Below are 14075 nucleotides of genomic sequence, written 5' to 3' on the forward strand. Positions count from 1 at the left end.
CGCGGGCGAAAATCTTCTGCTATGGTTAATTTATGTTAAACTTATGCGAAACAAGGCGTTCAGCGTGAAACTCAGGTTTAAAAACTGTTAAAAAGCCGACACTTCGCTGCTGCGGCAAACCCGCATTAATTGTTTCGAACACCTAAATGTGTCACTACGGTACTGCCGTTCCGACGAGGCTTATGCTCAAGCTTTGTTATTCCGGCACAGTGATGTAATTTCGCCCGAAAGCTGGACCACCAGCAATTCGGGATTGGTAATGGCGGAATTGTTCTCTTTAACGGGATAATGTTCCGCTGGCATGATGGCGGCAGTCCATTTGCGGGTCGCAGATGGTCAAACGGCATGAAGCCGGGCGTATGTGTAACGAGGCGTAACCGCATGGCGAATAACAAGATCAGCGACTCTGTCGACGAGACTGCATTTCAGGCGTTGGAAGACGCCCTGCAGCTTGGTGCTTTCGAAGACAAGCCGGAATCGCGGAAGACGACAGCGCCAAAGCAGCCGGAGGCCAGATTGAAGGAAGCAAGCAGACAGACCCCTGCTCCCGAGGCCGCGCGCGCGCCTGCCGAACAGGCACCCAGATCCCCCAATCTGGAAGCTGCCAACGACGGCTCCAAGCGCAGCCCGGCCATGATCCTGAAATCGCTCGAAGGCGGCTCGATCGGCGGCGCGCTCAGAAACGCGACGATCATGTCGGTGATCTGGGCGCTCGGCGGCCTCGGCATCGCGCATCTTATCTACGGCAGTGCACTCTGGAACATCGGCTCGGTTGCCGATCTCGCCGCAATACCTGGGCTGATGGCGATCGTCGTCGGCATCGTCGTTCCGATCATGCTGTTCTTCGCCTTCGCGATCATGATGGCGCGTGCCCGCGATCTGCGCAACGCTGCCCGGTCGATGGCAGAAGTCGCCCTTCGTCTTGCTGAACCCGAAACTGTCGCCTCCGACCGGATCATGTCCGTCGGCCAGGCGGTTCGCCGAGAAGTCTCGGCCATGAACGATGGCATCGAGCGCACCATTGCCCGCGCGACGGAACTCGAAACGCTCGTCCATTCTGAAGTCAACGCGCTTGAGCGCAGCTATGCAGACAATGAACTGCGCGTGCGCAGCCTCGTGCAGGAACTGAGCGCCGAGCGCGACGCCATCGTCAACCATGCGGAGCGTATCCGCTCCTCCATTGTAGGCGCGCAGGAACAGATCAAGGAAGAGCTTTCCATCGTCGGCGAAGAGCTTTCGATGCGGCTTTCCACGACCGGCGAGGCCTTCGCCTCGATGATCGACACACGCTCGGCCGCGCTGCTCGAAAAATCGCGCGCCTCGACCGAGGCGATGGGCAGCCTGATTGCCGCCAAGACCGAAAACCTGCTTCAGGCACTGAATTCCTCGGGCGCAACGCTGTCGAGCGAATTCGACATGCGTCTGCACAACCTCACCTCGACGCTGGACGAGCGCGGCGAAGTGCTGCTGGAGCGCTTCGCGATCCACGCCTCGACGCTGGACAGCGGCGCGGAAAGCCTCAACAGCGCACTCGAGGAACGCACCCGCCAGCTCAACGAGACCCTTTCCACCCGCACACTCGAACTCAACCGCAATATCGATCGCGGCCAGCAGATCATCGGCGGTTCGCTGGATAACGTGCTCGACAAGCTGTCCACGACGCTTGAAGAAAAAGGCCTGTCTTTCCGCCAGAGCCTGCAAAGCACGGCTGATGACGCGATCATGGATCTCGATCTTCGCTCGGGCCTCTATGAAGAACGCCTGCAGGCGACGGTCGGCCAGGTCAACTCCGCCTTCGACGAACATGTGGCGGATTTCGCCAGTGCCTTCGACCAGCGCGCCGGCAGCCTCGACAGCAAGCTGATGGAAAGCCTCGCCCGGATCAACGAAACCGTTGCCGGCGGCTCCGAAGCCCTCGACACCATGCTGACCAGTGGACTTGAGCGCATCGGCAACACCATGACCGACCAGTCGCTTGCTCTTGCAACCGCACTGGGCACCGGCCAGGAAATGCTCGAAAGCGCGCTTGAGACCCGTACCCGCGCGTTCAGCGACGCAATCGGCCAGCGCACCGCTGAAATCACCGATGCCTTCGCCAATTCGCACGAGAAGATCGACGGCGTGCTGGCGGAGCGCAGCAATGCCCTGTTTGGCGCGCTTTCGGCAAGCCAGGACCGTTTCGACGAGGCGCTCGCCAGCCGTTCGCTGGCCATTACCGGCTCGGTCTCCGGCACGGCGGAACGTCTAGCCGCGATGCTTGAGGAGCGTGCAGCCGCAATCAACAGCGTCGTTGCCGATGTCGAGCGCCGTCTTTCGGAAACGCTCGAAACCCGCGCCGCCGCCATCACCGGCGCCGTTTCCGGCATCGAGGACCGCATTTCCGATACGCTGGAAAGCCGCACGGCTGCCCTGCACGACGTCGTATCCGGTGCGGAAAACCGTATTGCCGAGACGCTGGATGGCCGCACGGCCGCTCTTTCCAGCGCCATTTCCGGCGTCGAGGAACGCATCGCCGACACGATGGACAGCCGCACGCTGTCGCTCGACATGACCTTCGCCAATGTCGAGGAGAGGCTGTCGGAAACGCTCGACAACCGCACCTCCGCTCTGTCCGGCATTGTGGCAAGTGCCGAAGAGAGGATTGCGGGCGCACTCGACAGCCGCACGTCCACGTTCGGCGACGTGGTTGCCGGTGCCGAGAGCCGTATCGCGGAAACGCTTGATGGTCGCACGGCAGCACTCAACGCCGTCGTTTCGGGGGCTGAAGAACGCATCGCGGATGCACTCGACAGCCGCACCATGGCACTCGACATGGCGTTTTCCGGCGCCGAGCAAAAAATTACCGAAGCACTCGATACCCGCACCGCCGTGCTTGGCGAATTGGTGGCCGGTGCAGAGACCCGTATCGCAGAAACGCTTGATGGCCGCACGGCAGCGCTTAACGCCGTCGTCTCCGGCGTTGAAGAACGCATTGCGGATGCACTCGACAGCCGCACCATGGCATTTGACATGGCGTTTTCCGGCGCCGAGGAAAAAATTACCGAAGCGCTCGATACCCGCACCGCCGTTCTTGGCGAATTGGTGGCCGATGCCGAGACCCGCATTGCCAGCGCACTCGACAGCCGCACGGCTTCGCTCAAAAATGTCGTATCCGGCGCGGAAGAGCGGATCACGGACGTGCTCGACAGCCGCACCATGGCGCTCGACCTGAGCTTCTCCGGCGTCGAGGAAAAGATCGCCGACATCCTCGACGGACGCACTGCTGCGCTTCACTCGGCGGTTTCCGGGGTCGAAGATCGTATTGCCGATGCTCTGGACAGCCGCACCGCCGCCCTTTCCGGCATTGTCTCCAGTGCAGAAGAACGCATCGCGGACGCGCTCGACAGCCGCACCATGGCGCTCGACATGACGATTTCCGGCGTTGAGGAGCGTATCTCCGAGGCGATGGATGCCAGAACCGCATCACTGTCGCTCGCGGCCGCAGGCGTCGGCCAGCGACTGGAATCGACGGCTTTCACGCTCGAAAACGCACTTGCCAGCGGCCACGAGCGGCTGGAGACCATGCTGGGTTCGCAGGCCGAACGCATTGCCGGTTCGCTTGAGCGCAATAGCGGCCTGATCGAGCAGAGCGTCTCCGGCGCGGCCAGCCGCATCGAAAGCGTCGTGGAAGACGGCAGCAGCCGTTTTGCGCAGACGGTGGAAGAAGGCGTCTCCCGCCTCGAGAACAACCTGTCGCAATCGCATGAGGACATCCGTACCGCGCTCGAGCAGCGCCAGGCGGATATCGCCGCGACGTTGAGCTCAGCCACGACCCAGATGGGCGACATGCTCTCCGAGCAGGCGATGATGATCGGCACAACCGTTGCATCCAGCGCCAGCATGCTCGAACTCTCGCTCGAAACCCAGCAGGAGACGTTGCAGAAGGCCATAGACGGCAGTGCAGCCACGCTGGAACAGCGTCTTCGCAACAGCGCCGGCGATATTGCCGTCAAGATCGGTGAGGCCGCCCGCGAAATTGGCGGTGCGACCGATGCTCTCTCCTCGCGGATCGAAACCTCGATCGGAAGCGTCACGGGCAGGCTCGACGAGACCGGCACCCGCATCGAGACTTCGCTCGGTGCGCTGCAGGAGCGTGTGTCGAGCGATCTCGGCAACGTCAACACCTCTATCGAGGATGCCGGACGTCGCTTTGCCGACGCGCTGGAAGACAAGACAGCCGCCTTCGCCCGCACCAGCGACGATGCGGCTCAACGTATCACCGGCATTCTGGACGAGCAGACGATACGGGTTGCCGACACCTTCGAAAGCCGCACCAGCCGTCTGGCGGAAACCTTCGATGCCGGTTCGGCCCGCATCGATGAACGCCTCGGCACCATGGACCGCGCGCTGACGATCGGCCTCGAAAACGTCAACCGCACCATCGAAGGCAAGGCGAGCGAACTCGCGGTCGGCCTGCGTGGGGCGGTCATTTCCGCCACCCAGAGCATCGACGAAGAAGCCGTTCGTTCCACTGCCCTGCTTGCGAAAACCGGCTCGGAATTCGCCGAACAGGTACAGGCCCAGAACGACGCCTTCACCAAGGCGATCGAAGAACGCTCCGGCGAGATCGTCAATCGCATCTCGGATGCACAGACACGCCTGTCCGGCCAGGCGGCAGCCGTCGCCCAGACCTTCTCCGAGGCGGGCAACATCATCGTCAACAAGGTTGCCGAGGCCGAAGCGGTCGTTCGCTCGCAGGTGGGCGTCATTTCCGAGACCCTGACCGGTGTCGAATCCGCTCTCGATGCGCGCGGCGAATCCATCCGCTCAGCGCTGGACAACCGCACCCGCGAACTCAACTCGATGCTGGCCAGCCGTTCTGCTGAACTGTCGCGCCTGATCGAAGAGAAGGCAAAGCCTGTCGTCGACGAATACGCCACCATCGGTCGCGAAGCCGCCGAAAAGATCGTCTCCGCCGCCCAGCAGAGCGCCGAACTTCTGTCGCAGAGCAACAGCGGCATGGTCGGCATGGTGGAACAGGCGATCAGCGATTATGCCAATGCCGGAAGCGAGGCAGCAAGCAAGCTTGTCGCGGCAACCCGCCAGAGCACGGACATGCTGTCGCAGACGCATACGGCCATGGCCGACGCCGTCGAAGAAGGTATCGACAAATACACCCGCACGGGAAGCGATGTGGCAAACAAGCTTGTCGCCGCCACGCGCCAGAGCACGGATATGCTGTCGCAGACCCATAACAGCATGGCCGAAATCGTCGAAAAGTCGGCAAACAACTTCAACTCTGCGGTTGAGCGCGCCGCGCAGGAATTCGGCACGGCCGACGAAGCGTTGAACGCATCGGCCACCCGCTTCTCCGAATCCGCCTCGCAGGCCGCCGACATGGTGTCCAGCTCCAGCCGTCTGCTCGAAGGAAAGATCGATCGTCTGTCGAATATTTCTGGCCAGACACTGGCGCAGGTTGCCGGCATCGTCGGACGTTTCGAGGAACATTCGAAGGTTCTCAGCCAGGCGTCCGAACTGCTCAATGCCGCGCAGTCGAGCCTTGTCGGTACGCTGGAAGAGCGTCAGGATGCACTTCGCAGCCTGTCTGTCGGACTAGTCAAGCGTTCCGAGGAAATCGAAACCGCCATGCGCGGCGTCGTCAGCGTGGTGGAAACCACGCTCAACGAGGCCGAGGAGCGTTCGCAGAACGTCGCCGGCAACCTGCGTGACAATCTGCAGGCATCCTTCTCCGATATCGGCCGTTCGCTCGACGAGACGGAACAGCGCGCCCGCTCGGCAGCACAGACCATGCGGGGTGCCCTCCTCGCCGCTGGTCAGGATGCCAGCCGTTCGATCGAGAGCACGCTTTCCGACGCGCAGAAATATTCCGACGAGCTGGTCAACCGCCTGCGTGGCGGTGTCGAATCCTCGCTTTCGGAAGTCGACAACCTGCTCGGCAGTGCCTCGGAAAAATCGAATGCCGCCGCCGCCAACCTCAAGGAAACGCTGCGTCAGGCAGTTGAGGAAGCTGTCAGCCGTTTTGCCGGCGCGACGGACGAAATCCGCCGCTCCAGCCACGATATCCGCCGCGAACTGGATGCGACCCGTGCCGAACTGAAGCGCGGCGCGTTCGACCTGCCGGAAGAGGCCAAGGAAAGCGCCGCAGCGATGCGCCGCGCCGTTTCCGAGCAGATCAAGGCCCTGCAGGATATTTCCCAGCTTGTCGGTCGCTCGACCCAACAGATGGAAGTTTCCGAACCCGTCGCCCGCGCCATTGCAGCGACCCAGCCTGCCGCTGAACGCCGTGTCGAAGCGCGTCCGCAGCCGGCAGCAGCCACGCCGGCACAGCCACCACGCCCGGCTCAGCCGCAGCCGGCAGCCGCACCCGCCTTGCGTGGCACCCTGCCGCTTGAGAACCGCCAGGTCGAAAACCGTCAGGCGCCTGCCCCGTCCCAGGCGGCTGCAGCGCCTGCCGCACGCCGCGAAGAAGGCGGTGGCTGGATCAGCGATCTTCTGCGCGGCGCCTCGCAGGAATCGGCCGCCGCTTCCGCACCCCGCGCAAGCGGCGATCAGCAGCCGACCCGTGCTGCCGATACCCGCAATCCGCGTCACATGGTGGAATCGCTGAACTCGCTGTCCGTCGACATCGCCCGCGCGATCGACCACGATGCCTCGGTGGAACTGTGGCGCCGGTACCAGCGCGGCGAACGTGATGTCTTCACCCGTCGCCTCTATACGCTGAAGGGCCAGACGACGTTTGACGAGATCAAGCGCAAATACGAGCGGGAGGCCGAATTCCGCACCGCCGTGGACCGCTACATAACCGATTTCGAAAAGCTGCTCGCTGATGTCGCCCGCACGGACCGTGACCGGACAGTCACCCAGTCCTACCTCACCTCCGATACCGGCAAGGTCTACACGATGCTTGCTCATGCGGCGGGTCGGTTCAACTGATCTCTGGTTAAGACCAGAAACAATAAAACCCCGGTCATGGCCGGGGTTTTTCGTTTTGGTCGGCAGGTAGCTTTTCGACTGTAGTTCAGTCGCTCACGTTGAAATCAGATCTCGAACGTACCCGATGCTACACGGACCGCGTGGCCACCGATGCGGGCGCGGGCGATTTCGTTGTCCTTGATGTCCATGCGCAGATGGATGTGGGAAGGACGTTCCATCTCAACGCCCTGCTCTATCAAGAGCGGATAGTGACCGTCTGTCAGGCCGTCGAAATGATGGATTGCACCGGAAAGGGCGGCGGCGGCGGAACCGGTGGCGGGGTCTTCCGAAATTCCCATTTCCGGGGAAAACATGCGGGCATGGAACTTTGCCGCGTGATTGACGCCGCCGCGACAGTAGATATAGGCCGCCGTCAGGCGCCCCTCCACCAGCGGTGCGGTGCGTAGCCAGAGATTGGCGTCGAAATCCATTTCGCTGATAGCGGCAATATTGTGCAGCGGCACGAGCAGGAACGGCACACCGGCCGTCCAGATCGACGGTACGTGGTTCTCAAAGCCGAGATGGCCTTCGCTCACGCCCAGCGCATCGGCAAGTGCGGCATGATCGAGCGGCAGGGTGACGCGGGACGATTTGCGCGGCAGGTCGAATTCGGCGAAGCTGACCGCACCGGCGCGCATTTTCACCGCACAGCGGACCGGACCCACCCTTTCCTCCAGCACACAGACCATATCGATATCGTCGTCACCTTCGTTTCGATTGCGCTCGGCTATCGCGATCGCCGCGCCAACAGTCGGATGGCCCGCGAAAGGCAACTCGCCCGAAGGCGTGAAGATACGCAGCGAAGCCGCGTGGGCCGGGTTGCCCGAGCGGTTGACGAAAACGGTCTCGGAGAGGTTCATTTCTCTGGCTATCGCCTGCATCGTCACTTGGTCGAGGCCATCCGCGTCATACATGACCGCCAGCGGATTTCCCGCCATTTTGGTCTCGGTAAAGACATCGTAGATATTGTAATTCAGCACCACGCCCGTCTCCTGCCACTCGCCGTTCCGCTTGTTTCGCGCAAGTTGCCTCACGTCGCGCCGCATCGCAACCCTTGTCGAAGGCCGGAAACCAAGAAGCTGTGGACCGCACGCGGGCAAACCCGCCTGCTGCGAACGCCTGTCCGCCGGAAAGGCCTTGTCGCCTGCTGCCGTCTTCATGTACCAAGGATGCGTCTTGTGGCTTGCGATCGACCGTTTTATCGACGTTTGGAGATTATGAGCTGCTTCAACAGGTTACAGCATCGTCAGCATATCGATTCCGTTATGCGTCGTTGCCGAGGGAAGCGAATGTCGCATTCTAACTGTTCACTATCCTTCGTGGCCTCCGCAACCGAGGAGGCGCAGAGGGCGCTGGAGGAGCTGAAAGGCGCTTACGGCAACACGCCCTTCGACGAGGCGGAAGTGATCGTGGCGCTCGGCGGCGATGGCTTCATGCTGCAAATTCTCAACGAAACGATGAATTCCGGCAAGCGGGTCTATGGCATGAACCGGGGATCGGTCGGCTTTCTGATGAACGACTACCGGGTAGACGGCCTGGTCGAGCGTATTGCGGTGGCGACCGGCAATGATTTTCATCCGCTGCGCATGACGACGACGGATTCCGACGGCGATGAATTTACAGCGCTTGCCATGAACGAGGTCAGCCTGTTCCGGCAATCGCATCAGGCCGCCAAGCTACGTGTCGAGGTGGACGGCAAGACGCGGCTTGAAGAGTTGATTTGCGACGGCATGATGGTTGCGACACCGGCAGGATCGACAGCTTATAACTTCTCAGCCCATGGACCGATCCTGCCGCTGGAATCACCGCTTCTGGCGCTCACACCCGTCAGCGCCTTCCGGCCAAGGCGTTGGCGCGGCGCACTTTTGCCCAACAAGGTGACGGTCGATATTCACGTTCTGGAGCGCGACAAGCGTCCGGTGAACGCGGTCGCCGACCATACGGAGGTGAAATCCGTACGGCATGTGCGGATTGCGCAATCGCAGGATAGGACGGCCAGAATTCTCTCGGACCCGGACCGTTCATGGTCAGACCGCGTTCTCGCCGAACAATTCAACAATTGACGCCAACCACTGATGATGGCCATGCCCCTGAAAAAACCTCTTCTCGCCGCCCTCATTTTCGCCGCCACAGCGCTTCCCGTGCGGGCGCAAACGGAGGCCATCGACAACTTGCCGGTATCGGCGATCTTCGTTGTCAGCAGCGGCATGTGGGAAGAGCATAATCTTGAGCCGGTGAAAGGTCCTGACGGCCAGTTGCGGCCACCGCCAGCGACGCCCTCACGCGGTTATTACAAGGTGGTTGCAATCCGCCAGGGCGATGGCACCGCTAAAGTCTATCTACAGCGCATCGCCACTACCGCAAACGGACCGAACCTTCTCGAAAACATCGAGCTGGAAGAGTTCAGCCAGATGAAGTCCTACGTCACGGATATTCGCCCCGAAAGCTCAAACGGTGCGTCAGCCTCGCCCGGCCTGTTTGTGACCGTCTATCTGAAAACCGATCCGCAGATCAGGGAAGCGGAAAGCTGGACGATCCTGATCGACGAACTCGGCGAGATGAAGATCGAAAAGGCCTCGAACTGAGGGCGAGAGAACGTCGGTTTGAACGGAATCGTTGGAGGTTCTCTACCTCCTGGATTATACGCAGTTTTACTGGAAACTCTCTACGCGTTAAGCTCATGCGGCCCGGCCAGAACCGCACCGAAATGATGTTTCCATAGTCTGGCGCCGAGTTCGCCGCTGCGATCGAGGCTGGAGCCCACCGTCAGCCATGGCAGAAGCGTGGGATGAAGCCCCGCATCGAACAGGGCAAAACCCGCAGCCAGCACGCAGGTATCGGCCTGAATGCCGCAGACCAGCACCCTGTCGAGCTTTAGAGACAGGAGGTGGTCGATAGCCGCCCTTGGCGGAGCGTAGCCGTGCTTTATGAAAATCCAGTCCGCCGCAACCAGCGAGCAGTCGTCCCTGCCCGGCTTCCAGCCGAGTTGCCGCTCGAAAGGCGTGACGCTTTCATCATGGCGCTCGACGCTGGCAACGCTTGGCATGGTGGCGGCCAGCGCGGATATGTCCGCCACAAGTGCAGCCGGCGGATTGAAGCTCGGCTGAACGTCGACGATGTAAAGCGCCTGTTTCATCCATCTCCTCCAACGAAAAACCCCTCGCAATGGGTTTGCGAGGGGTGATTTTTTCAAGCGACGCTGTGACGCGTCAGTCGATATCAGCCACTTCCACGTCTGCGCCGCCGCTGATGCGGTGCGCGAGGGCCGCTTCCATGAACTGGTTCAGATCGCCATCCAGCACGTTGCCGGGTGCGGTGCTTTCCACGCCGGTGCGCAGGTCCTTGATCAACTGGTAGGGTTGCAGAACGTAGGAGCGGATCTGGTGGCCCCAGCCGATATCCGTCTTGGATGCGGCCTGGGCGTTTGCCGCATCTTCCCGCTTTTGCAGTTCCACCTCGTAAAGGCGGGCGCGCAGCATGTCCCACGCCTTGGCGCGGTTCTTGTGCTGGGAACGCTCCTGCTGGCAGGCCACGGCAATACCGGTCGGTATGTGGGTAATACGCACGGCCGAATCGGTGGTGTTGACGTGCTGGCCGCCTGCACCGGACGAACGATAGGTATCGATGCGGCAATCGCTCTCATTGATGTCGATCTGGATCGAATCATCGACCACCGGGTAAACCCAGACGGAGGAGAACGATGTGTGGCGACGCGCATTGCTGTCATAAGGCGAGATGCGGACGAGGCGGTGTACGCCCGATTCCGTCTTCAGCCAGCCGAAGGCATTGTGGCCCTTGACGAGGATCGTCGCGGACTTGATGCCGGCCTCTTCGCCGTCATGAACTTCCAGCACTTCAACCTTGAAGCCTTCGCGGTCGGCCCAGCGGGTATACATGCGCAGCAGCATGTTGGCCCAGTCCTGGCTTTCCGTACCGCCAGCGCCGGAATGAACTTCGAGATATGTATCGTTGCTATCAGCTTCACCGGAAAGCATGGCTTCCACCTGACGGCGGTTCGCCTCGCTCCTCAGCGCCTTCAGCGCATCTTCGGCGTCCTTGACGATCTCGTCGTCGCCTTCCATCTCGCCGAGTTCGATCAGCTCGACATTGTCCTTGAGCTGCTGCTCAAGCGCCTTCACGCCATTGATGCTGTCATCCAGCTGCTGGCGCTCGCGCATCAATTTCTGCGCTTCGGTGGCATCGTTCCAGAGGGTCGGGTCCTCTGCCTTGTTATTCAACCAGTCCAGTCGTCTTATCGCCTGGTCCCAGTCAAAGATGCCTCCTCAGCAGGCTTATGGCCTGCTTGATTTCGTCGACTACGTTCACAATTTCATTGCGCATTTCGCTGGTTCTTCGCCTTCATTTAAACTGGTAGCTCAAATAAATGCGGGGGGCGCGGATGTAAAGACCCGCCCCCCCCCGCCAAACATAAGACTGGTATCAATAAAGACCGCCGCCACCGCCGGTGATGGCCTGCTGGGCCTGTGGCGAGGTCTTCAGAATATCCTCCTGCGACATGCCTTCCGCGCCGATCACCGAGAAGGTATCGGCCGGGCCGGTGCCCGGCTTGAAGGCTTCCATGATCGTATCAGGTTCGCCTTCCGAAGCGGCCATGCCGGTCTTGCGGTTGACGGCGATGAACTTCATGCCTTCAGGCACGATGAACTTGCTCGGTTCCAGGTGCTTGGCCGCATCGGCGATGAACTCGCCGAAGATCGGTGCCGACAGCGAACCACCGGTGCCGCCGCGCCCAAGCGGTGCGGGCGAATCGAAGCCGATATAAAGACCGGCAACCATGTCCGGCGTGTAACCGACGAACCAGGCGTCCTTTTCATCGTTGGTGGTGCCCGTCTTGCCAGCAACCGGCAGATCGACCTTGATCTTGCCCGCCGCCGTGCCGCGCTGCACGACACCTTCAAGCATGGAGGTCGTCTGGTAAGCGGTCATCGGGTCGAGAACCTGCTCGCGGTTATCAACGATGACCGGCTCATCCTGATTTTGCCAGCTGGTGGCGTTGCAGCCCTCGCAGGCACGCTCCTCATGCCGGAAGATCGTCTTGCCGTAACGGTCCTGGATGCGGTCTATCAGCGTCGGCTTGATCTGCTTGCCGCCATTGGCGATCACAGAATAGGCCGAGACCATGCGCATGATGGTTGTTTCGCCCGAACCGAGCGACATTGCCAGAAGCGGCGGCATCTTGTCGTAGATGCCGAAGCGTTCGGCATATTCAGCCACCAGATTCATGCCCATGTCCTGCGCCAGACGCACTGTCATGAGGTTACGGGATTTTTCGATGCCGAGACGCAGGGTCGAAGGACCGGCGGAACCCCCGCCGTAATTCTGCGGCTTCCAGACCTGACCGCCCGAAACAACCTCGATTGGCGCGTCGAGAATGACCGAGGCCGGGGTATAGCCGTTGTCGAGTGCAGCCGCATAGATGAACGGCTTGAAGGAGGAGCCGGGCTGGCGCATCGCCTGCGTGGCGCGGTTGAATTCCGATTGCGCATAGGAGAAGCCGCCAACCATGGCCAGAACGCGGCCGGTGTGCGGGTCCATCACCATCATGCCGCCCTGCACCTTCGGGGGCTGGCGCAGACGATATTCGTTGCCGGAACCGGACAGCGGCTGTGCGTAAACGACGTCACCAACAGCCAGAACGCCAACCGGCGACTTAGCCGTCGGTTTTTTGCCGGTGGCATCGCGATAGGCCCAACGCATGTTTTCAGCGGAGATATGGCCGCGTGTGCGCTTGTCGCCATCCTCGGCATCAGGATCGACCTGCACGCCAATATCAATGCCATCTGCAGCAACGGCGAGGACAACTGCGATCTTCCATTCGGGAACGTCGCGAAGGCCCTTTACCTTGGCGAGCGCCGCAGTCCAGTCACCGGTTGTCTCGATCTTTTCGACGGGTCCGCGGAAACCGCGACGCTCGTCATATTGCACCAGACCGTCCTGAAGCGCCTTGCGCGCCTCCATCTGGATCTGCGGATCGAAAGAGGTGCGAACCGAAAGGCCGCCTTCAAGAAGCGCCTGCTCGCCGTATTTCTCGACGATCTGGCGGCGGACTTCCTCGGCGAAATAGTCAGACGCGAAGATATGCGCGCCGCCACGGCGCAGATTGACGCCAAGCGGCTGCTTCTTTGCGTCCTCGGCATCGCCGACCGTGATATAGCCGTTCTCGGCCATGCGGTCGATCACCCAGTTGCGGCGCTCCAGCGCCGCCTTCTCGCGGCGGATCGGATGGTAGTTGGCCGGGCCCTTCGGCAGCGACGCGAGATAGGCGGTTTCCGCGATCGTCAGTTCGGTGACCGATTTGTTGAAATAGGTGAGTGCCGCACCGGCGATACCGTAGGAATTCAGGCCGAAAAAGATCTCGTTGAGATAAAGCTCGAGGATCTTGTCCTTGGAATAGGTCTGCTCAATGCGGAAGGACAGAAGCGCTTCCTTGAGCTTGCGGTCGAAGGTCTGGTCGTTGGTGAGCAGGAAGTTCTTTGCCACCTGCTGGGTGATTGTGGACGCGCCGACCGGACGACGGCCGGAGCCGATATTCTGGAGGTTGACGAGAACGGCACGGCCGAGACCCCAGATGTCCACACCCGGATGGTTGTAGAAATTCTTGTCTTCCGCCGAAAGGAAAGCTGCCTTCACACGGTCCGGAATAGCCTGGATCGGCAGGAACAGGCGCTTTTCATGGGCGTATTCCGCCATGAGCGCGCCGTTGCCGGCGTGCACGCGGGTCGTCACCGGCGGCTCATAAGTGCTCAGAACTGCGTAATCCGGCAGGTCCTTCGTCACGCCGTGCAAATAAATTGCACCGGCGGCGGCGGCGCACAGGAAGAGCACGCTGGCCAAGCCGAAAAAATATCCAATCAGTCTGATCATACCAAGCTACCGATAATTCGAATCGTAACCATCAACGCCCGATGATACGGGCGCATCCTTGCATATCGCGTGCCGTTTTGCACACCATACCTTCGATGACAAGCCGGAACGACAGCATTCGCTGATATGTTACCGGGCCGACTGCCGCAATTGCGGTTCCAGCCGCAATGGCGGATCACCACAGAATCCGCTTCCGCAATAACGCGGCGAATGTGAGT

7 protein-coding genes are annotated in these 14075 nt (G+C 61.0%); 3 read left to right on the plus strand and 4 right to left on the minus strand.

All coding sequences use genetic code 11. The features are described from left to right. Nucleotides 1-381 precede the first annotated feature (381 nt). Nucleotides 382-6933 carry a hypothetical protein gene (locus AB4Z23_RS13725; protein WP_441360285.1) on the plus strand — a complete coding sequence of 2184 codons (6552 nt, stop codon included), beginning with the start codon at nucleotides 382-384 and terminating at the stop codon, nucleotides 6931-6933. Between the two features lie 104 nt (nucleotides 6934-7037). Here AB4Z23_RS13725 and AB4Z23_RS13730 read toward each other — a convergent pair whose 3' ends face one another. After that, nucleotides 7038-7955 carry a PhzF family phenazine biosynthesis protein gene (locus AB4Z23_RS13730; protein WP_421476499.1) on the minus strand — a complete coding sequence of 306 codons (918 nt, stop codon included), beginning with the start codon at nucleotides 7953-7955 and terminating at the stop codon, nucleotides 7038-7040. Nucleotides 7956-8261: 306 nt separating this feature from the next. Between AB4Z23_RS13730 and AB4Z23_RS13735 the strand changes: the two genes are divergently transcribed. Next, entirely contained in the window at nucleotides 8262-9035 is a 774-nt protein-coding gene (locus tag AB4Z23_RS13735) for an NAD kinase (protein ID WP_003512774.1), read from the plus strand. Nucleotides 9036-9056: 21 nt separating this feature from the next. Continuing rightward, the gene (locus AB4Z23_RS13740) at nucleotides 9057-9557 is read left to right on the plus strand and encodes a hypothetical protein (protein WP_065688310.1); all 501 of its coding nucleotides are present in this window, start codon (nucleotides 9057-9059) and stop codon (nucleotides 9555-9557) included. Nucleotides 9558-9637: 80 nt separating this feature from the next. Here AB4Z23_RS13740 and AB4Z23_RS13745 read toward each other — a convergent pair whose 3' ends face one another. The 3 genes from AB4Z23_RS13745 to AB4Z23_RS13755 form a co-directional block, all read right to left on the minus strand. After that, complete coding sequence (locus tag AB4Z23_RS13745) at nucleotides 9638-10108, minus strand: cysteine hydrolase family protein (RefSeq protein ID WP_003512771.1); 471 nt, start codon at nucleotides 10106-10108, stop codon at nucleotides 9638-9640. 73 nt (nucleotides 10109-10181) lie between these two features. Beyond that, nucleotides 10182-11313, minus strand: a protein-coding gene (prfB, locus tag AB4Z23_RS13750) for a peptide chain release factor 2 (RefSeq protein ID WP_097102382.1) whose coding sequence is annotated in 2 segments (ribosomal slippage) — nucleotides 10182-11243 and nucleotides 11245-11313 — 1131 coding nt in all. Because the reading frame shifts where the segments join, the coding sequence is not laid out codon by codon here. A gap of 99 nt (nucleotides 11314-11412) precedes the next feature. Continuing rightward, nucleotides 11413-13857 (minus strand): penicillin-binding protein 1A, encoded by a 2445-nt coding sequence (locus AB4Z23_RS13755; RefSeq protein ID WP_003512768.1) that lies wholly within the window; start codon nucleotides 13855-13857, stop codon nucleotides 11413-11415. Nucleotides 13858-14075 lie beyond the last annotated feature (218 nt).

The sequence above is a fragment of the Agrobacterium sp. MCAB5 genome (assembly GCF_052114365.1).
GTDB lineage: Bacteria > Pseudomonadota > Alphaproteobacteria > Rhizobiales > Rhizobiaceae > Agrobacterium > Agrobacterium tumefaciens.